A 20793-nucleotide genomic window follows, 5' to 3' on the forward strand; every position below is an offset into this window, starting at 1 on the left:
GGTCTACGCCAATCGAGGGCTGATCGGACGCGGTCGCGAGATATTATTCAGGAAGTAGGACAGCGAGCCGAGGGGGATTGCGGATCGTATGACAAATCAGCGCGTGATTCCGGTGCGTTTGACCGTCGAGAGAATCGGCACGGTCTCCACGCTCGCGATGCCGCTCAGCGGGCCCAGGGTATCGGTGAGGAACACATACAGATCGCTCGGATCGGTGGCGGCGACGGCGACGAGCAGATTGGTGGCGCCGGTCGTGCCCGCGGCGAATCGCACATCGGGATGAGCGCCGAGCGTGCGGCCGGTGTGTTCGAGATCGCTGGGATGGACGGTCAGCCACAGCAGCGCCTCGGAGCCGATGCCCAGCAGTGCGAGATCCACCTCGGTCGCCAGCCGGATCATCCGGGCGTCGACGATCTGCTCCAGACGCCGCCGCGCGGTGACGGCGGTGAGCCCGGCATACTCGGCCAACTCGCCGTAGCTCGCGCGGCCGTCGGCGGTGAGCGCGTCGAGGAGTCGACGATCGGATTCGTGCAGTACGGGTGGATGCGCTTGCGGGCGTGGCGGATTCAAGCTCGCGGTCTCGGCGGCGGACAGCAGTCCGCGCGCGCCGTCGAGGGTTGTGGTGAAGACCCGGATCAGGTGCTGCGCGGTCCACGATTCGATCGCCGAGGTCGCGGGCAGGTCCCGCAGCAACAGGCCGTTGCGCGCGTCGGGGCCGTCCAGGAATGCGACGATGCTGATTTCGTCTCCGCCGCCGAGGATTTCGACCCAGACGGTATCGGGCCTGCGGGCCAGCGCCCGCGCGACCGCGCCGATTTTGGTGGGGCGGCATCGAATTCGCAGCGCGACCGGGGTAAGCGTGGGAAAGCACATCGGATTGCGCACGATGGTGGCGCGCAGCGTGCCGTCGCCGTACAGCGGTGCGGCCCGGCGCAGTACGGTGCGCTCGGACATGTTCAGGCAGCGGCCGATCGTGCGCCACGATGCCCGCGGCGCTTCCAGCAGCGCCGCGGCGATCCGCCGTTCGGTCGCGTCGAGACTCTGTCGCATATCCCACTCCAGACTACCGGTAGTCAGGCTAATGAAAATTGGTTAGCCTGACTACGTGAATACGGAAATGGCCGATCTGAGCAGGCGGCTTCGGATCATGGTGTCCGATATGTACACGGTATTGCGGAAACTCACACCGCAGCATCAGCTCACCAATGCTCAGACCCGTGTCGTGCGGATCCTGGTCACCCGCGGTCCGCTGCGCGTCGGGGAACTCGCGGTGCTCGAGGGTGTACGGCTGCCCACGATGACCAATACCGTGAGTCGGCTGGAACGCGAGGGCCTCGTCGAGCGCGGCTTCGATCCGGCCGACGCTCGGGCCACGCTGGTCTCGGTCACCCGCCGGGGCCGCCGCAGCTTCGACCATTTCATCGCGGTACGCGAGCGCTACCTGAGCGAGCGGCTGGCGCTGCTCGACGACGCCGATCGCCGCGCGATCGCCGCCGCGCTCCCGGCCCTGCGCCGACTGTTCGGCGATATGGCGGCCCCCGGCCAGGCGGAATCGGGCGTGAACTGGGATGTGTGATGTCGCCCGCCGCGTGATCGATCCCATTACTCACCGAGTTGCCCGAGCGCGATACGGCAGTCCCATGCACTGGCCGAGCGGCTACCCGAATTGATCTGCGCGTTGGAACAGCGCGTCGAGGTCAACCGGCAGCTGGGCCGGCTGGCGAAGATGGCTTCCGCCGATGCCGTCCGGTAGCGCGCCGGAGCCCACCGCGGCGATCGAGGCGGAGGAGTTGGTTGCGGATACCGATCCGCGCCGCCTCGCCTATGAGATCGACGCGCTGACGCAGACGGTCGTGACCCGATCGCGCCTGCTCGACGCCGAGGAGGTTTTGGTCCATGCCCGTGCCGCCCTGCTCGAGCGGTTGCGGCGGCTCAGTGTCGATCCGAGCCTGCTTCCGAGCCGATAGCCAGCAGGCGCACCGCGAACGGCGCGTGCTCGTAGACGTCGAGGATCGTCAGGGCCTCGCGGATCTGCTCGTCGCCGCTCATCTCGGTGGGAAATCCGGGGGTTCGATACGGCATCACCACGCGCGCGTAGGGGGCGGACATCGCCGTTACGGCGTCCACATCGCGGGCGGAGAGCCGATCCACGAATCGTTCGATCGGGGCGCGATCGCGCACCTGGACATCATCACGAACAGAGAACCCTCCAGCCATCACTGGCTCCCTTCCACTGTTCCGAGGGATCGGTCGATCAGCTATGGCGAATTCTTCGCAAACCTTATTTTCGAGACGGGCATCGCATTTGCCGTCAGGCCCGGGCCGGAGCCGCGGCCCGGGCCTGGATCGGTCAGAGCTGGGTGAGTGAGTGGGAGCCCACCTCCCTTCACGCATCGGAGAGGTCCTCGGCCGCGAAGTTCTGACCCGTGCGTGCGGCCCGAGGGGGCCGGTTGTGGCTATCGCCTAGTAAATGACTGCGAGATTCCGAAACGCAAGCATTTCGAACATATAAGTGAGGTGGATCACGAAGCGGACTCGCCGGGCATATCTAAAACACGGCTGTGACCTGCGAATAACAACGGAAACGGCGAATTGTTAGCATTGGAAGTAACGTTGCTAACGGGGTGGTGTTACCGTTGGAAAGATGGACACCGTTCGGTCCGCTGCTGCGGATAACACCCGGGAACGCATCATCGCGGCGGCAATCGAATTGCTGGCCGAGGGTGGGCGCGATGCCGTATCGACGCGGGCGGTGAGTGCGGCGGCCGGGGTGCAGGCGCCGACGATCTATCGGCTGTTCGGGGATAAGCAGGGACTGCTGGATGCCGTGGCGTCCCACGGGTTTCGGGCCTATCTGAACGACAAGACCGCGGTGAACAAGGATATGGATCCGGTCGACGATCTGCGGGCCGGCTGGGACGCGCATGTGGAGTTCGGGCTGGCCAATCCGGCCCTGTTCGCCCTCATGTACGGCGAGGCCCGCCCCGCGGCCTCGCTGCCGCCCGCCGCCGTGGCCGCGCTGAAGGTCCTGGGCCGCAAGGTGAAACGCGTCGCCGAGGTGAGTCGACTACGCGTCGAGGAGGAACGCGCCACCCACCTGGTGTACGCCGCCGGCCTCGGCACCACCCTCACCCTGATCTCCATGCCCGACGACGCCCGCGACCCGGCCCTGTCCGAACTCACCCGCGAGGCCATCATCGCCGCCATCACCACCGACGCCCCGGCCGCGCCCGTCGCCGGTCCCATCGGCGCCGCGGTCGCCCTCCGCGCGGTGCTGCCCCAGACCAACGCGCTCACCGCGGGCGAACAGGTCCTCCTGCAGGAGTGGCTGGACCGCATCGCAGGCCGCCCGGCTACTTCGCACTGAGCCGCGTCGTCATATCGAATGGGCTGTCAGTGACGGTGTTTCGGTGTGAGCCAACAGGTCTGCCAGGCCCGTGAGGGTGGGGGCGCAGCCGGCGTTCAGTTTCAGGGTGGCGTATTCATCGCCCCGGGTGGGGCCGCGGTTGATTATCGCGACTGGGCGGTTGGTTTTGGCGGCGTGGCGGACGAAGCGTAGCCCGGACATGACGGTGAGGGAGGAACCCGCGACCAGAAGGGCGTCGGCCTGGTCGACCAGTGCGTAGGCGGCGGCTACGCGGGGTTTCGGGACGTTCTCGCCGAAATAGACGATGTCGGGCTTGAGCATTCCGCCGCAGTGGGCGCAGTCGACCATGCGGAAGGCAGCAGTGTCGGTGATCACCGCGTCGGCGTCGGGGGCGACCTCGAGGCCGTCGGTGATCGCCGCCTCGGCGAAGCCGGGGTTGGCGGCCTCGAGCCGGTCGGCCAGGGTCATGCGGGAGATCAGGGCGGCGCAGGACAGGCAGCGGACGCGGGCGTAGGTGCCGTGCAGATCGATCACGCGGCGGTGTCCGGCCTTGGTGTGCAACAGGTCCACGTTCTGGGTGATCAGGCCGATGACCGCGCCGAGGCGCTCGAGACGGGCCAGTGCGCGATGTCCCGCATTCGGCCACGAGCCGTCCATACGCCGCCAGCCCACGTGATTGCGGGCCCAATAGCGCTGGCGGAAAACGGGATCGGCGACGAACTGCTGATAGGTCATCGGAGTACGCGGCGGCGAGCCGGGGCCCCGGTAGTCGGGAATTCCGCTGTCGGTCGAGATGCCAGCGCCGGTGAGCACCGCGATCCGCCGCCCTGTCACCAGCTCCGCCAGCCGGTCCAGGCCGGGCGGGTGCACGGTATCGGACATGATCTCAGGGTACGACCATCCTTCGGCCATACCCGCGGCCGCGCATTCGAATCCGCGTTACGCGTCACAGGGATCGGGGCCGGTCGGGCCGGTACTGTCGGGTCGATGAGCGGGTGGTTGCGACGCAGAGCCTTCGTGGTCGGACGATTCGATCGAGCGGTCAGCGGCACGGTGGCCCGGCTGCCGGATTCGCCGATCGATACCGGCCTGCGCCGATTGACCCGCTCGGCCGATCACGGACTGCTCTGGTTCACCATCGCCGGGGCGCTCGCCAGTCGCAAAGGCGCGCAGCGACGGGCCGCGGTGCGCGGAGTGGCATCGCTGGCCGCCGCGAGCTTTCTGGCCAATATCGTGCTGAAGACGGTATTCGCGCGTCGTCGCCCGGCCGCGGAACTATTGTCGCCGTATCGGCGGTTGGTCCGCCGCCCGTCCTCCTCGTCGTTCCCGTCCGGCCACAGCGCCTCCGCGGCCGCGTTCGTCACGGCCGTGGCGATGGAATCCCCGCGCACCGGCCTCGCGCTGGCTCCCCTCGCCGCCACGGTCGCGTATTCGCGTGTGCACACCGGGGTGCACTGGAGTTCGGATGTACTCGTCGGGGCCTCGGTCGGAACGGGAGTCGCGCTGGCGACCCGGCGCTGGTGGCCGGTGCGCGAATCGGCGACCCACACCCGGCCGATGCGCGAGGTGCCGCGCCTGGTCGACGGCAAAGGGCTTGTGCTGCTGGTGAATCCGACCTCCGGCGACGCGGCCTACGATCCGACCGACGATATCGCCGCGGTACTGCCCGCGGCCCAGCTGCTGCGCACCGAACCCGACGGCGACTGCGTCGAACAGCTCGAGCGCGCGCTGGCCGAACGCACCGAGACCACCGCGGCGGTCGGCGTCGCGGGCGGGGACGGCACGGTGGCGGCGGTGGCGCGGGTGGCGCTGCGGCACGACCTGCCGCTGGTGGTGATCCCGACCGGAACGCTCAATCATTTCGCGCGCGACGTCGGCGTCGACAACCTCACCCAGGTGGCCGAGGCCGTCGATACCGGCGAGGCGGTCGCGGTGGATCTGGCCAGCGTGCGCCTCGGCGACGGCGAACCGCACCATCTGATCAATACCGCCAGCATCGGCGCCTATCCGGAACTGGTTCGCCTGCGCGAACAGTGGGAGGGCCGTTGGGGTAAATGGCCCGCCTTCGCCGCCGCGCTGCTGGTGATGCTGCACCGCGCCGAACCGATCCGAATCCGCTTCGACGACCGCTGGCACGAGGCCTGGTTCCTGTTCGTCGGCAACGGTCCGTACCACCCGCACGGCGCGATCCCCGCCTATCGGCCCCGGATGGATTCGGGTCTGCTCGACGTCCGCTGGCTACGCGCCGACCTGCGCTGGTCGCGAACCCGAGCCATGATCGCCCTGCTCCTGGCCGCCTTCGGCCACAGCAAGGTCTACGACGAACGAATCGTCCACGAGCTGACCGTGGATCTCGCGGGTCCCCAGGCCCTGGCCACCGACGGCGAGGTGATCGGCAAGGCTGCGCACCTGCATTTCAGCGTGGCGGGCCGAATCGCGGTGTATCACCGGCATAAGCCGGGCGAGTGACCGCGCGCCGCTCACTCGTCAGTGGCCGAACCCGCCCAAGTGACCGCCGCCGCCCAGACCCCCGCCGAGCGAACCGCCGACCGAGCCGCTGGTAGTACCGCCGGTGCTACCGCCAACGGTGCCGTGGACCGATGCCGAGCCGCCGGTGCCGCCCGAGGTGTGGTCGCCGGTGGTGGAGCCGCCCGCGGTGGCCGTGCCGCCGCCGCTGACCGCGCGGGTGTCGCTGCCGGGGGCGGAGACTTCGCCCGTCACTTCGCCTCCGGCCGAGACCGAGCCGGAAGTGGTTGGGCCGGTGCCGGTGCCGGGGTCGGTCGAACCACCTTGTCCCGCAGGCGGAGTCGAGCCGCCGGTCGAAGGCGGGTTGTGGGAGCCGGGATTCGTCGTGGTGCCCGCGAAATTCGTTGAGGGACCGAAGTTCTGGGTGTGATCGAAGCGGATGTTCGGATCGATCTGCGGCTCGAAGGGCAGCGGGTTCTCGAAGCGGGACGGATCGGCGTAGGCCCCGCCGGTCGGAGCGTCCGCCGGGAGGGCGGGTGCGGCCGGAGGGGGAGAAGCCTTGTCCGGCAAGGGATTGGCGAGAGCGGGTACCGTGCTGATCGCCTCGCCGACCGCCGCGGACAGTACCGCCTCGGGAGTTACGGTGCGTTCCTGCCCCGATGCGCCGGGGTCGTGCAGCGCGGACGCGCCGGGCGGACCGTCCAGAACCGGTGTCTGCCGCCACATTTCGCCCGAACCGGGGGTCGGTGTCAGCAGGGCGGCCGACGCCAGTCCCAGGACAGATAGGGCGGCGACCGCGGAGACCATCGACGGGCCCGCGCGCACGACCGAGAGGGGCAGGGCGCGGGCCGACGGGCGCAGGGCCGTACGGGCCGCGCCCAGGGCGACACAGTGTCCCGGATCGGCGGACACGACCACCTCGGGGCCGAGTTCTGCCAGCGCGCGCGCCACTTCGGGAGCGCGAGAAGCGCCGCCCACCAACAGGATTCGCGAAATATCGCCGATGCCGAGTTCGGCGGCGTGCAGACAGTCCCACAGCACCGCCAGCGAATCGCGCACATGCCAGGCCCGCAGCTCGTCGCTGTCGGCGAGTGAGACGGGTAATCGGCGGCCGGGCCCCAGTACGTCGCCGACATAGCGCACGATCATGGCGCCCAGTGGGCGGCCGCCGAAATCGTAGGAGCGGATGGGGGTTCCGGCGATCCGCCGTTCACCCTCGGCGGTGATCTCGACCAGCGTGACATCCAGACTCGTCGCGCCCAGGTCGTAGACGAGCACGTACCCCGGGGCCAGCGGTCCGTGTTCGTGAGCGAGCCAGGTCAGCGCGGCGAGCGGTTCGGCCAGCAGGCGTACCTGTCGCGCGCCGGACAGGTCCAGAGCCTGGCGCAACTGCGCCACCTGCTTGTCGTCGTAGCACGCCGGATGGGTACAGACCGCGTCCGCGCCCGCGGGCACCAATTCGCGCACCGATTCGGCGATCAGCGTCGCGGGGGAGTAGATGCGACCGCCGAGCGTGACCGTTTCCGGATGCCGCGCCAGATCGGCGAAATCGGTGACGGCGCTGAACTCGGGATCGACCGTGACCGAGGTCGGCCGGGTCGTCACTTCCGGAGGTCCCGATTCGCTCACCGTAGCGTGGACCGTGGTGACCGCACCGATTCCCACGCCGATGCCGACGTTCTCGGATTCGCCGCGCCCGCGGTTCGGAGTAATCATCTGAATTCACCTCGAAAAACAGTAGTTATAACGAACCGTGGCGCGCCTGAAAGCGGTCAGCGCACCTCGAGAAGGCCGGCCGCCCGGAACTTCCGAATCAATTCCATATCGCTGATGACACCCATGAATTTTTCGATGTACGGCGACATGTCTTTAACATGTACGGACAATTTCCTGCGGATACGGGGAGCCGGTCGGGTAACCGACAACAAACGCGAACAATTGTGCAGAGCCATTTTCGGAACCAGCGCGATGCCGATTCCGTGTTCCACCAGGCTGAGCGCGGTCGGAACATCCGGTGCGGTGACGACGTAACGAATTTCGACATTCGCCCGACCCGATTCCTGAACCAGGGTTTTGGCGATGTCGGAACTGTTGCAATAGCCGATCCACGGCACCTCGGCCAGCCGCTGCCAGGTGCCGTCGAAGCGACTCTCCTGACTGCGGTGACACGCCACGACGAGTTCCTCCTCGCCGACGGTGTGCACGAACTTGGCCGAGGATCGGGTCAGCGGGCCGATCGCCAGATCGACGGTGCCGCGATCGAGCGCCGCGCCCAGGTCGTACATGGTGGCGAACGAGCGCACCTCGATGTTGTCGATATCGCACTGCAGCCGCAGCCGGTAGATCAACGGCGGCATCAGCTTGTGGGCGATCGTCGAGGTGGTGCCGATCGTCAGCACGCCGTCGCTGAACGATTGCCCGATGGCCAGCGCCTGGTAGGCGTGATCGACGACGGTCGAGGCCTGGGCGAAGAACTCACGGCCGAACTTGGTCAGGCTGGAGCGGCGGGATTGGGGATCGAACAGTTTGCGGCCGAGCGCGACTTCCAGCGCCCCGATCTGTTGCGACATCGCCGAGGGGGTGACGCCGAACTTGCGGGCGGCGGCCGACATCGAGCCGAGTCGGACCGTGCTGACGAAGTAGTCGAACTGACGGAGCGTGATGCTGTTGGGGGTGGAGAGGGTTTGTTCAGACATCGGTGACCTTCGTGCCGGGCGATCGATTCATAGACCGCGTCCGGGGGCCCGGCGACGCCGGCCGGGCGCGGGGAAGGTCACCGACGAGGGGAGTGTTCCGATCGACAAGATCGGTAATACCGTGCTATCCATTGGTTCATTTCATGTTCATGGAGATCGATCCGGCACAAATGCAGAAATGGGTCCGTTGGACACGTGCCAGCTTGTGGAGGGATGGTATCCGTGTCCCAGTTCTAGCGTCAAACTTACGTTTGTAATCCGACTGTTATCTAGATCACGTTCAAGGCTGAAGTGTATTGCGGTACAGCCTTCAACTGAGCGTCGAAAATTCAGTGGTCAACCGTCCAGTAGGTTCTTGATCATTCACCTGTGACTTAACTTTTGTGAAGTATCGCTAACGTTTCTGGACGGAAGTACTTGTCTCGCTTAGTCTTTCGCGGCGAAACAGGCTCGGCGTAGCCGAGGATTTCCAAGGAAAGTAGCTGATGGGCAGACACAGTGCACAACCGAGCCTGGGTATCACGCTGCGGTTGCTGATGATCTCCGCCGCCGCCTTGCTTACCGCATCCATAGCCTCTGACCAGGGAACTTCCCATTCGGGCCGGTTCACCGCGAGCTCGGCTCCGGATGACGATCCCGTGGGTGAGATCGGGGTGCCGACGGGCGGACAGATCCTCCCCGGCCCGGTCGCCCCCGCGCCCGGCGATGCCCCTGCTCCGGTCGAAACCCCTGGTCACGCCCCTGCTTCCGGTCGAGGCCGCACGCCGACGCCGCCGACCTCCCATCCTGAACCCCCGCCGCCCGCGGGTCCCCTCGACGCCCTGGCCGCGGCCTGGACCGCCGGTACGACCCGCGGATTCGAGCTGCTCAAAGGGGTTGAGGAAGCCTTCATCGAACATCTGCCCGGGCGGTCCTGACACGCCTCGTCGCGCGGCCCGCGCCGGTCTCGAAGATGCTTCGAGCAAGGGCCTATCCTGAGCCGAAACTTCGACGTAATGGATGAAACAAGCGCGAAATCGAGAATTATCTTCAGCGAACTAGACCGCTATGCGCACGATCTTCATACTCGCTCCTGACGACCTTCCACATGGAATGCAAAGGAGTGCAGGTGAAGATCGGAATCCCCCGCGAGGTGAAGAACCACGAGTATCGCGTGGCGTGTACCCCGGCGGGTGTGCGTGAGCTGGTGTCGCGCGGGCACGAGGTATTCATCGAGGCCGGTGCGGGTGCGGGTTCGGCCTTCGCCGACGACGCCTACACCCTGGTCGGCGCGCGGGTGCTCGCCACCGCCGACGAGGTCTGGGCCACCGCGGATCTGGTGCTGAAGGTGAAAGAGCCCGTCGCGGAAGAGTATTCGCGCCTGCGCGAGGATCAGGTGCTGTTCACCTACCTGCACCTGGCCGCGTCCGCCGAATGCACCGACGCCCTGCTGAAGTCGGGCATCACCTCGATCGCCTACGAAACCGTCACCGGCCGTGACGGTTCGCTGCCGCTGCTGGCCCCGATGAGCGAGGTCGCCGGGCGGCTCGCCCCGCAGGCCGGCGCCTACCACCTGATGCGTTCGGGCGGCGGCCGCGGTGTGCTCATGGGCGGTGTGCCCGGCACCCGTCCGGCGAAGGTCGTGGTCATCGGCGCGGGTGTGGCCGGTCGTAACGCGGCCGCGGTCGCCGTCGGCATGGGCGCGGATGTCACCGTGCTGGATCTGAACATCGCCCCGCTGCGTGAGCTGGACGCGCTGTACCAGGGCCGGATTCGCACGGTCATCTCCAATGCGCAGGAGGTCGAGAACTCGGTGCGCGAGGCCGATCTGGTGGTCGGCGCGGTGCTGGTTCCGGGCGCCAAGGCCCCCAAGCTGGTCTCGAATGAGCTTGTGGCGCAGATGAAGCCGGGCTCGGTGCTGGTCGACATCGCCATCGACCAGGGCGGCTGCTTCGCCGATTCGCATGCCACCACGCACGCCGATCCCACCTACCGGGTGCACGAGTCGGTGTTCTACTGCGTGGCCAATATGCCCGGCGCGGTGCCCTACACCTCGACCGTCGCCCTCACCAATGCCACGCTGCCGTACGTGATCTCGCTGGCGGACAAGGGCTGGCGCGCGGCCACCGCGGCCGATGCGGGTCTGGCCGCGGGCCTGAGCACACACCGCGGCATGCTGCTGTCGGAATCCGTGGCGGCCGCGCACGGATACACCGCGCAGTCGCTGTCGGCGGTCTGATTCTCGGCATGGTTCGGTTCCGCGCGGATGGTTCCGCGCGGTTCCGTACTGTGTCGATTGATCAATACTTTGCGTAATTTTTCTAGTCGTTCCGGCTAGTATCACGCCCCAATCACGGCCGAATTCCGGCCGGATAACGGATGGCTATGACCGCCGACCGCGGCACGCGGGGACCAACCGGTGACGTGTTTCGAGCGGTCCCTGGCGTGTTTCGAGCGGTTCCGGGCTTGCGCGTCGTCCCCTGGATGGGATCAGTCGCGCGCGGTGCGGATCCGCGGGCGGACGTGCTCGAAGATCAGGATCGTCTCGGTGCGGGCCACCGCGGGGTGGGCGCTGAGATGTTCCAGGACGAACAGCCGCAGTTCCTCGGTGTCGGCGGTGGCCACATGCACGAGGTAGTCGTCGGCGCCCGCGATGAAGTAGACGTTGAGCACCCCGTCGATCGTCGCCAGCTGCTCACCGAATTCGGCCAGTTGGGGACGGGCGTTGGCGTGTACGCGCACCGAGATCATGGCCTGCAGGCTGCGGCCCAGCGCCACGGGATCGATATCGGCGTGGAAGCCGCGGATCACGCCGCGCTCGACCAGGGTTCGCACCCTGCCGAGACAGGTCGACGGCGCGATACCGGCCACCGCGGCCAAGGCGTTGTTGGTCATGCGGCCGTCGCGGGCGAGCTCGTCGAGCAGGATGTGGTCGATCTCGTCGAGAACGACGCTGTGCCGCTGGTTTGCCGGGGAGGCCGCACCGATCGCGCGTTCGTTCTTCTTCACGAGGCTCACGGTACCGAACATGCTTCGCTCGGTTCGCCCTCGTGAGAACCATCTTCGCCGCCTCGGACCGTCGGCATCGATCGCGCCTGGTAGCGAATGTGGTCGAAAAGCGAGCTAACAAATAGCTAACGAAGCATCAACACATCACGATATGCGTCCTAAGATATCCAGAGTTATCGCCAGGCTATCTATTCCAAATAGGTGCAAATCGGACATCGGAACCTTCGGCGGCGTAGCTTGAAGCTGCAATAATCCGGTGCCTGACGTCACAGACCAGGGCCTATTCCATCGCTAGACAGGTACTTCCACGTGGTAGTACTGTCCCTTCATGTCCACGACGGACGGTAGTTCGCAGCATATTTCCGGCGCGCCATGTGCTCGAACCCCTGACACCCGCCGTCGCGGCCCAACTGAATGCGCGGTGAACCGTCTCCAATGATGTCGATCGGATTCGCCTGAAACTAATTTGCACCACCACTTCGAGCGGATTCTGGCGATGAAACTCTTTTGCGTCCTGTTCCTGGTCTATCTCATCCTGGCGGAGCCATACTTCGAGATAAGCTCGGTCAAGAAATTCACTGAGCAGTTCGGCAACCGAGCCGACGCTCGCATCAAGCTCTACCAGGGCGGTGTACTGCGGACCTGGCTGACGCTGGCGGTCATCGTAGTAGCCTTCCTCATCAACGGCACCTCGCTCACCCAGCTGGGTCTCGGCGGCTTCGACTTCGGCGTGTTCCGGGCGTTCACCCCGGTCGAGAAGGTCATCAGCCTGGCGATCATCGCGATCTACGTCGGCTATCTGACCGTGCCCGCGCTGCTCCCGCTGACCGGTAAGGCCGGTCGCGACTGGATCGCGGAGAAGATCGAGTACGTCGTCTTCATCACGCCCGCCGATTCCCGCGAGCGTTTCTGGTGGATCATGAACTCCCTCAGCACGCCGGCAGAGGAGATCGTCTACCGCGGTTTCACCATCTACGCCCTGGATCTGTTGTTCCCGAATTTACCGTTCTGGGTCCTCATCATCCTGGCCGCCGGTGTGGTCGACGGTCTGCGGCACGCATTCCGTCCCGCGGTCTCGCTGCAGGTGATTTTCGGCGGAGTCGCGCTGGGTCTTCTCTATCAGCTCACCGGTTCGCTGTGGCTGACGATCGCGGTCAAGCTGTTCCACGATTTCCGTGTCCTGGCATTCCCGTTGGAACAGGCGCGCAAGAATCTGGAGGCCAAGGGCCTGTCCGAAATTCCCGGAAAATCGGCCGAAGCGAATTCCGCTCATAGTGGGTCGAATGCTTCCGAGACCGGATCCGTAATCGCGCAGTAAAGGCGTACGGCAATGTCTGCAGACATGGCTCGTCGGACCGCCGACGAGATCAGCACCTTCATGGTGCAAACGCTCGGGGAGCTTCTGGACATGGCTCCGGATGACATCGCGATCACCGAGCCGTTCGCGAACTTCGGACTCACTTCCGCGGTGGCGGTCATCTTCATCGGTCGCCTGTCGTCCTGGATGGGACGCTCGCTGCCGCCGGATCTGCCGTGGGAGTATCCGACCGTCCGGGAGATGGCCCAGGGCCTGGCCTCCGGGGCGGTCGCCACGGAGACCGCGGAAGGCGTCGCCGAGCCCTCGGTCGTGAGCGAACCCGCGCCCGCACCGCGTGGCGCGCAGGAGCCGATCGCAATCGTCGGCATCGGCTGCGCGGTCGGCGAACGGCGTGGTCCCGAGCAGATGTGGGACACCCTGTGGCGGGGCGAGGAGCTGGTCGGTCCGGCGCCCGCGCACCGCGGCGGGGGACCGGTCGGCGAGACCGACGGTCACCGCTCCCGGTTCGGCTCCTTCGTACCCGATCCCTATGCCTTCGACGCGAAGTACTTCGGCATCTCCGCCGAGGAGGCCGCGTTCATGGACCCGCAGCAGCGGGTGCTGGCCGAGACGGTCGCCGATGCCCTGGCCGATGCGGGCCTGCCCACCGAACAGTTGACCGGCAGCGCCACCGGCGTATTCGTCGGCATCAGCTCCGGTGAGCACGCCCGTAATCTGGGTCGGGCCACCGAGGGCACCTCGATCGCCGCGGTCACCGGCACGGCCAGCAGTATCGCCGCCAACCGGCTGTCCTATCACTACGATCTGCGCGGCCCGAGCGTGAGCGTGGATACCGCCTGCTCGTCCTCGCTGGTCGCCGTGCATATGGCCCTGCGGGCGCTGCACGACGGCGATTGCGATCAGGCCATCGTCGGCGGCGTCCAGCTCACCCTGGAACCGCAGATCACCGATTCGCTGGCCGATGCGGGCATGCTCTCGCCCGACGGCCGCTGCAAAACGTTCGACGATCGCGCCGACGGCTATGTGCGGGGCGAGGGCAGCGCGGCGGTCGTGCTCAAGCCGCTGGCCGCGGCCGAACGCGACGGCGACCGCGTCTACGCCGTGCTGCTGGGCAGCGCGGTCAATCAGGACGGCCGCACCAACGGCCTGACCGCCCCGAACTACCGCTCCCAGGTCGAGGTGCTGCGCCGCGCCTATCAGCGCGCCGGAGTGGATCCGGGTCGGGTGCAATACGTCGAGGCGCACGGCACCGGCACCGCACTGGGCGACGCGGTCGAGGCCCGCGCCCTGGGCACGGTGTTGGGCGAGGGGCGCGGCGAGACCAAGGCCGTGGTCGGCTCGGTGAAGACGCTCATCGGTCACCTCGAGGCCGCGGCCGGAATCATGGGTCTGATCAAGACCGCCCTGGCCCTGCACCACGCCCGGGTACCGGCCAATCTGAACTTCGAGACGCCCAACCGGCATCTGGATTTCGAGCAGCTGCCCTTCACCGTGGCCGCGCGCAACGCGCCGTGGCCCGCACACGAGGGTCCGGCCCTGGCCGGTGTCAGCTCCTTCGGCATGGGCGGCACCAACGCCCACGTCGTACTGACCGAGGGCCCGAAGGCCGCCCGGCCCAAGGTCGGTGCGCCCGGCGCGCCGTCGGAGCGACCGCGGCTGTTCGCGCTGTCGGCCCGCAGTGAGCAGGCCGCCCTGGAACTGGTCGACCAGTGGACCGAACTGCTGGCAGATCCGGCCGAACTTGATCTGGCCGGACTGTCGCACGCCTCGACCGCGCGCAGCACCCAGCACCCGTATCGGGTGGCCGTGGTGGCGACGGGCGCTGAGGAACTGCGGCAGCGGCTCGCCGCCGTGGCGGGCGGTTCGCTGCCGCTGGGCGCGGCCGCCGGACGGGTGCCGCGCAGCGGCGCGACCCCGGTCGGCTTCCTGTTCGCCGGACAGGGCAATCAGTGGATCGGCATGGGCCGCAGCCTGGTTCGCCGTCAGCCGGTGTTCCGCGACGCCCTCATGGCCGTCGATCGCGAACTGCGCCCGCTGCTGGGCTGGTCGCCGTTCCAGATCGTCGACCGCGGCCGCGACGCCGACGAACTGGCCGATACCGCGGTCGCGCAGCCGGTGATCTTCGCCGTGCAGATCGCGCTGGCCGAACTGTGGCGCTCATGGGGCATCGTCCCGGCCGCGGTGGCCGGGCACAGCGTCGGCGAGATCGCCGCGGCCTGCGTCAGCGGCGCGCTCGACCGCCCGACCGCCGCCCGCATCATCGCCGCGCGCGCCAAGGCCACCGCCAAGGTGCGCGGTAACGGGACCATGGCCGTGGTCAATCTGCCCGCGGCCGAACTCGCCCCGCAGCTGCCCGCCGAGGTCTACGTGGCCGGGATCAACGCGCCGCGCTGGACGCTGCTCGGCGGCGATACCGAAACGCTCGAGGCGCTGCTGGCCGGGCTGGAACAGGATTCGGTGCTGACCCGGCGGCTGCCCGGTGAGCACGCCTTCCACACCCCGGCCATGGCCGACTGCCTGGAATACTTCGAGCACGATCTGGGCGAGGTCGCCGCGGTCGACGGGCATATCCCGTTCTACTCGACCGTCACCGGCGATCTGATTCCCGGTTCGCGGCTGGACCGGCGGTACTGGCTCGACGAGGTCGTCCGTCCGGTCGCGTTCGCCGACGCGGTCGGCGCGATGATCGGCGCGGGCGTGCAGACCTTCGTCGAACTCGGCCCGCATCCGGTGCTGGGTGGCATGGTGAAAAGCCTGCTGCGCCACCATGATCGGGGTGGCATCGCGGTGCCCTCGCTGGCCCGCGAGCTCGACGATCTGACGGTCATGCTGTCCTCGGCGGCCGAACTGCATGTGCGCGGCCACGAATTGACCTGGAGCGCAATGGATTCCGTCGCCAGCTCCCCGGTTCGTCTGCCGCTCTACCCGTTCGAGCGCGGCAGCTACCGGGTGGTCGACGGGCGGCCACGCATCGAGGCGCCCGAGGGCGAGTCGCGGCAGACCGCGTTGTTCGCCGAGGATGCCGACTTCGTCGCTCCCCGAACCGAATACGAGCAGTTCGTCGCCGAGATGTGGGCCGAACTGCTGGGTCTCGAGCGCATCGGCGTGTTCGAGAACTTCTTCCGCATCGGCGGGCATTCGCTGCTCGCCACCCGGTTCGCACGCCGGGTCCGCGAACTGTTCGATATCGAGTTCCCGCTCCGCGCCATGTTCGAGGAGCCGACCGTGGCCCGCGTCGCGGCCGCGCTGGAGGAACTGCTGCTCGAACAGGCCAATGCGTTGTTGGAGAAAGAACATGAACTCACCAGCTAGCAACCTGGCTCTGGCGCGGCTGCGCGAAAAGCGCGCCGCGGGTCTGGGCGGCGGCGCCGGAATTCCGGTACGCACCGCCACCGGCCCGTTCGCCGCGACCCCCGCCCAGCGCGGACTCTGGCTGCACGAACAGCTGGCCGACAACGGCGCTCTCTACCATGTGCCGGTCGGCCTGAAGATCAGCGGCCGCCTCGACCCGCAGGCGCTGCGCGAGGCCGCCGCGGCCGTGGTCGAGCGGCAGCACGCGCTGCGCACGGTCTTCACCGCGACGCCGGAGCTGCGCGCCGAGGTGCGCGCGGATCTCGAACTCGACTGGCAGCTGCACGATCTGCGGCTGGTACCGCAGGCTGCCCGGGCCGAGGCGGCGGGGCAACTGCTGGCCTCGCGCGCGACCGCCCGCTTCGACCTGCTCACCGGTCCGCCGGTGCGCTGGACGCTGCTGCGGCTGGCCGAGACCGAATGGATTCTGGCGATCGTCGCCCATCACCTGGTGCTCGACGGTCTGTCGATGACGCTGCTCGTCGAGCAGCTGTGGGCGGCATACGGTGGAGCCCCGGTGACCCCGGCCCGCCAGTACGCCGACTTCGCGGAATGGGATGCGGGCCAACCTCCCCGCACCTCCGCGATCGAGCGGCGCGCGACTCGTCTGCGGGGCGCGCCGCCGCTGGATGTGGCGGTCGGCCGCCCGCGCCCGCCCCGGGTGCGCAACGACGGCGCCCACCTGCACGAGCCGGTGCCGTCGGCGCTGGCCGCCACCATCCGCGACGCCGCGGCTGCCCACGGCGTGCCGCCCTTCGTCTTCCTGCTGGCCTGCTATCAGCTGACCCTGACCGCGCACACCGGGCAGTACGACTTCGGCATCGGCATTCCGATGGCAGCCCGTCCGCAGGACGAATTGGCCCGCACCATCGGACATTTCGTCAATACCGTGCCGGTGCGCTCGGATATCGCCGCCGGACAGTCGTTCGCCGATCTGCTGCGCGCGGTCCGCGATACCGCCATGGCCGCCTACGAGGACGAGACGGTGCCCTTCGAGCGCATCGTGGAAACCGTTGGCGGCCCGTGGGATCCACGGTTCAGCCCGGTGTTCCAGGTGCTGTTCGTGCAGCAGCGGCTGCAGCGTCCCGAGGTGGGCAAGTTCGACCTCGAGATCGACTGGCAGAGTATCGAGACCGGGGCGACCCTGTACGACCTGGTCATGCACATCGCCGAGGCGGGCGCGGAACTCGTCTGCGAGCTGACCTACAACACCGCCCTGCTCGACGAGCGGGCCGCCGGACATCTGGTGCGCGACTTCCTGTCCGTCGCCGCGGCGGCGGCCGCCGATCCGGACGCGTCGGTGGCGCAGCTGGTGGGCGGGCTGCCGCGACGGCATCTGGTGATCCGGATCGCGGGCGAATCCACGGATTTGGCAATGGGTTTGGCCGAAGTGCTGCATCGCGGCGGCGTGCCCGCGCGAGTGGTGGCGGCCCCCGTAACCGAACCCGTCGACGCGCGCGTCGATCTGCTGGTCGCCGCGACCGGATTCGGCGACGCCGAGGCCCGGGAGCTGGCCGAGGCCGCGGCCCGGACCGGCGTCGACGTGCTCGCCCTCGCCCCCGAGGGTCGCGCGTTGCCCGAAACCCTCGCCACCCGAGCGGTTCTCGTCCCGTCCACCGCGTCGAATACCTACGAGGCGGGCTGGGAACTGGGTCGTAGGCTGCTGTCCTGGACCGGCGGCTCGGCCCCGGCCGAACTGCATCCGGCCGTCGCGGTCTGGCTGGCGGAGCAGAACGCGCAGCCGGTCGCCGAGACGCCGGAATACCCGGCGGTGTGGGCCGATTCGCCGATCGCCGCCGATGGCCCGGCCGAGCCCGAGGGCCCTCTGGAGATCCGGCTCGCCGAGCTGTGGGCTCAGGCCCTGGAGGCGCCCGCGGTGGGCCGCAACGATGATTTCTTCCTACTCGGCGGCACCTCGCTGGCGGCCACCCGCCTGCTCTCGCAGCTGCTCGACGAGTTCGGCGTGCAGATCTCGCTGCGCGATCTGTTCGAGCGGCCCACTGTCGCCCAGGCCGCGAAGCTCCTGGAATCGGCGCTGGCCGAAGGCGATTCGGTGGCGGCGCTGCGCCGGGCCGAGCGCGCCGAGGGCGATCTGCTGCCGGTGTCCTACGCCCAGGAGCGGCTGTGGTTCCTGGAGACCTTCGCCCCGGGCAACAGCACGTACATCATGCCGGGCGGACTTCGCCTGCGCGGCAAGGTGGATGCGGCCGCCCTGGAATCGGCGCTGAACCGGGTGGAGGAAAGGCACGAGGCGCTGCGCACGGTCTACCTGACCACCGACGAGGGTGAACTGCGCCAGCGGGTGCTGCCCTTCGCCCCCCGCGCGCTACCTGTCACCGATCTGACCGGCCTGCCAGCCGCCGAGCGGAACCGGGCCGAGAACGATATCGCGGCAGGCACTTACAGCGCGCCGTTCGATCTGGCGACCGGTCCGGTCTGGCGCTACCACCTGCTGGTCACCGGTCCCGACGAATATCTGCTGATGATCGCGCTGCACCATATCGTCTGCGACGGCTGGTCCATCGCGGTGCTCAGCCAGGAGATCTCGACGCACTACCGGGCGCTGCAGTCCGGTATCGAGGCCGAATTGCCGCCCCTGCCAGTGCAATACGCCGACTACGCCATCTGGCAGCGTGACAACACCGATCACCTCGACGCCCAACTGGACTACTGGCGTCGAACCCTGACCGGCGCGCCGAACACCGAGATCCCCGGCGACTACCGCCGCCCGCCCCGGCGCACCTCCCACGGTGCGGTGGAATACGCCACCCTCGACGCCGACGTCATGGCCGAGATGCGCAAAATCGCCGCGGCCCAGGGCGTTACGACCTTCGCGGTGCTGCTGGCCGCCTTCTACACCATGCTGCACCGCTACACCCGCCAGTACGATCTGACGGTCGCCTCGCCGATCGCGGGCCGCACGCGCTCGGCCACCGAACCGCTGGTGGGCTGCTTCCTCAACACCCTGGCCCTGCGCGCCGAGGTCGATCCGGACGAGTCGTTCAGCGATCTGGTGACTCGGGTCGGCAAGATCGTCCTCGAGGCGCACGCCAACCAGGACTGCCCGTTCGAACGGGTGATCGCGGCCCTGGTTCCGCAGCGCGATCTGAGTCGGAACCCGTTGGCGCAGGTCATGTTCAACTATCTGAACACCCCGCCGCCCGCACTGGATATGGCGGGCCTGGACGTGGCCATGGTCGACGCGCCCCGGCGCACGGCCAAACTGGACCTCGACCTGACCGTCGACGAGACCGGCGGCGATATCAAGCTGAGCCTGGAATACAGCACCGACCTCTACGAGGCCGATACCGCCCGCCGGTTCCTGCGGCATTTCGCCGGGGCGCTGGCCGCGATCGCCGCCGATCCGGCGCGGCCGATCGGCGAGATCACCCTCGGCGATCCGGCGCGTTCCGGGGCACCGGTCGCGTGGGGCCTGCGCGGTCTGCCCACGGTGCCCGAGCCGGAACCCGGCGAGACGCTGGCCGACCGGCTCTCGCATGTGGCCCGGACCCGCGCGGCGGCAAAGGCTTTGAGCAACGACGAGCGCACCACCACCTACGCGGAACTGGATGTGCTCGCCGACGACGCCGCCCGGCAACTACTGCGGGTGGGCGAGCCGGGCGGCCGCGTGGCGCTGCTGTACGACCACTCTCCGGAAAGCTTCGTGGCCGTCTGGGCCGCGGTGCGCGCGGGTGTCACCTACGTGCCCCTGGATCCGCGCGCACCGCAGGCCCGCCTGATCGAGATCCTCGAGGAGGCGAAGGTCTCCGCGCTGCTGTGCGATCCGGCCCGGATCGATATCGCGCGGGCCATCGCGGGCGAGGTGCGCATCCTGCCGGTGGCGGCGCGACCGGGCGAGGCGCATCTACCGCCGGGCCCGGTCCACCACGTCGACCACGCCCTGGAGCCGGGCGCGCCGGCCTACATCACCTATACCTCCGGATCCACCGGTCGCCCCAAGGGTGTCGCGCAGAGCTCGGAAAACGCTCTGGCCCATGCGGTCTGCTACGCCCGTCGGCTGCGGCTGGCCCCCGGCGACGTGGTGGCCGCACCCGCCCGCTACACCTTCGACGCGGGCATCCTGAACTCCTTCGGCGCGGCGGTGGCCGGTGCGGAACTGCATGTCATCGACCCGCATCTGTTCACTCCCGCGGCCCTGCGCTCGGAGATCGAGAGCGCGGGCGTGACGGTGCTGCACTGCACGCCGACGCTGTTCCGCTATCTGCTCAGCGATGCCGCCGAACCGTGGCTGCCCTCGGCGATCCGGCTGGTCGGCCTCGGCGGTGAACAGGTGGTGCCCGGTGACGTCACCGATTTCGGGCGGCACTTCGGCCCGGACACCCAGTTCGTCAGTCTCTACGGCCCGACCGAATGTTCGGTGGCGCTGCAGCACATCATCACTCCGGCCGACAGCGACCGCATCGGTGTGCCGATCGGACACCCGGTCGACATCATCGATGTGGATATCGTCGACGAAAAGGGCCGTCCCACCGAGGTTTTCGGTGAGCTCACGCTGCGCAGCCCGCATGTGGCACTGGGCTACTGGCACCGCCCGGAGCTGACCGACACCGTCTTCGGGGTCGACGCCGAGCAGATGCGCTACTACC

The 20793-nt window shown here is 68.1% G+C and carries 15 protein-coding genes; 9 read left to right on the forward strand and 6 right to left on the reverse strand.

Translation table 11 applies throughout. From position 1 onward, the window contains the following. Positions 1–96 precede the first annotated feature (96 nt). On the reverse strand, positions 97–1050 hold the full coding sequence (locus tag NP4_RS01175) for an Lrp/AsnC family transcriptional regulator (RefSeq protein ID WP_067990478.1): 954 nt from the start codon (positions 1048–1050) through the stop codon (positions 97–99). A gap of 55 nt (positions 1051–1105) precedes the next feature. Between NP4_RS01175 and NP4_RS01180 the strand changes: the two genes are divergently transcribed. Together NP4_RS01180 and NP4_RS01185 are read left to right on the forward strand one after the other, a co-directional pair. Continuing rightward, positions 1106–1576: a MarR family winged helix-turn-helix transcriptional regulator gene (locus NP4_RS01180; protein ID WP_067990482.1), complete on the forward strand. Its 471-nt coding sequence runs from the start codon at positions 1106–1108 to the stop codon at positions 1574–1576. Between the two features lie 163 nt (positions 1577–1739). Then, a complete protein-coding gene (locus NP4_RS01185; protein WP_067990484.1) occupies positions 1740–1967 on the forward strand; it encodes a TetR family transcriptional regulator C-terminal domain-containing protein in 228 nt (75 codons plus the stop codon). Here the strand turns inward: NP4_RS01185 and NP4_RS01190 are convergent. Further along, the gene (locus NP4_RS01190; protein ID WP_067990487.1) at positions 1933–2181 is read right to left on the reverse strand and encodes a hypothetical protein; all 249 of its coding nucleotides are present in this window, start codon (positions 2179–2181) and stop codon (positions 1933–1935) included. The genes NP4_RS01185 and NP4_RS01190 overlap by 35 nt on opposite strands. Before the next feature lie 463 nt (positions 2182–2644). On the opposite strand from NP4_RS01190, the gene NP4_RS01195 reads away from it, so the two are divergent. Continuing rightward, positions 2645–3367, forward strand: a complete 723-nt coding sequence (locus NP4_RS01195) for a TetR/AcrR family transcriptional regulator (protein ID WP_067990491.1) — start codon at positions 2645–2647, stop codon at positions 3365–3367. A gap of 9 nt (positions 3368–3376) precedes the next feature. Here the strand turns inward: NP4_RS01195 and NP4_RS01200 are convergent, their stop codons facing one another. Further along, positions 3377–4249: an NAD-dependent protein deacetylase gene (locus NP4_RS01200; protein WP_067990569.1), complete on the reverse strand. Its 873-nt coding sequence runs from the start codon at positions 4247–4249 to the stop codon at positions 3377–3379. Positions 4250–4354: 105 nt separating this feature from the next. Between NP4_RS01200 and NP4_RS01205 the strand changes: the two genes are divergently transcribed. Continuing rightward, complete coding sequence (locus NP4_RS01205) at positions 4355–5836, forward strand: bifunctional phosphatase PAP2/diacylglycerol kinase family protein (RefSeq protein ID WP_067990494.1); 1482 nt, start codon at positions 4355–4357, stop codon at positions 5834–5836. Between the two features lie 18 nt (positions 5837–5854). Here NP4_RS01205 and NP4_RS01210 read toward each other — a convergent pair whose 3' ends face one another. Beyond that, the gene (locus NP4_RS01210) at positions 5855–7549 is read right to left on the reverse strand and encodes an Hsp70 family protein (RefSeq protein WP_067990497.1); all 1695 of its coding nucleotides are present in this window, start codon (positions 7547–7549) and stop codon (positions 5855–5857) included. A 56-nt stretch (positions 7550–7605) separates the two neighbouring features. Further along, on the reverse strand, positions 7606–8529 hold the full coding sequence (locus NP4_RS01215) for a LysR family transcriptional regulator (RefSeq protein WP_062513037.1): 924 nt from the start codon (positions 8527–8529) through the stop codon (positions 7606–7608). 485 nt (positions 8530–9014) lie between these two features. Between NP4_RS01215 and NP4_RS40565 the strand changes: the two genes are divergently transcribed. Both NP4_RS40565 and ald read left to right on the forward strand, forming a co-directional pair. Next, positions 9015–9446: a hypothetical protein gene (locus NP4_RS40565; RefSeq protein WP_147287808.1), complete on the forward strand. Its 432-nt coding sequence runs from the start codon at positions 9015–9017 to the stop codon at positions 9444–9446. A 191-nt stretch (positions 9447–9637) separates the two neighbouring features. Further along, positions 9638–10747, forward strand: coding sequence for an alanine dehydrogenase (gene ald, locus NP4_RS01220; protein ID WP_067990571.1), 1110 nt, complete (start codon positions 9638–9640; stop codon positions 10745–10747). Between the two features lie 251 nt (positions 10748–10998). Here the strand turns inward: ald and NP4_RS01225 are convergent, their stop codons facing one another. Further along, positions 10999–11538, reverse strand: coding sequence for an Lrp/AsnC family transcriptional regulator (locus tag NP4_RS01225; RefSeq protein ID WP_082875409.1), 540 nt, complete (start codon positions 11536–11538; stop codon positions 10999–11001). Positions 11539–12013: 475 nt separating this feature from the next. Between NP4_RS01225 and NP4_RS01230 the strand changes: the two genes are divergently transcribed. The 3 genes from NP4_RS01230 to NP4_RS01240 all read left to right on the forward strand — a co-directional run. Then, the gene (locus NP4_RS01230) at positions 12014–12835 is read left to right on the forward strand and encodes a CPBP family intramembrane glutamic endopeptidase (protein ID WP_147287809.1); all 822 of its coding nucleotides are present in this window, start codon (positions 12014–12016) and stop codon (positions 12833–12835) included. A gap of 24 nt (positions 12836–12859) precedes the next feature. After that, positions 12860–16147 carry a type I polyketide synthase gene (locus NP4_RS01235; protein WP_067990500.1) on the forward strand — a complete coding sequence of 1096 codons (3288 nt, stop codon included), beginning with the start codon at positions 12860–12862 and terminating at the stop codon, positions 16145–16147. Next, positions 16131–20793: condensation domain-containing protein (locus tag NP4_RS01240; protein ID WP_169813631.1), on the forward strand; the 4663-nt coding region annotated here is incomplete at its 3' end. The genes NP4_RS01235 and NP4_RS01240, both read left to right, overlap by 17 nt.

It is taken from the genome of Nocardia pseudobrasiliensis NBRC 108224 (assembly GCF_001613105.1).
GTDB classification, from domain to species: Bacteria; Actinomycetota; Actinomycetes; order Mycobacteriales; family Mycobacteriaceae; genus Nocardia; species Nocardia pseudobrasiliensis.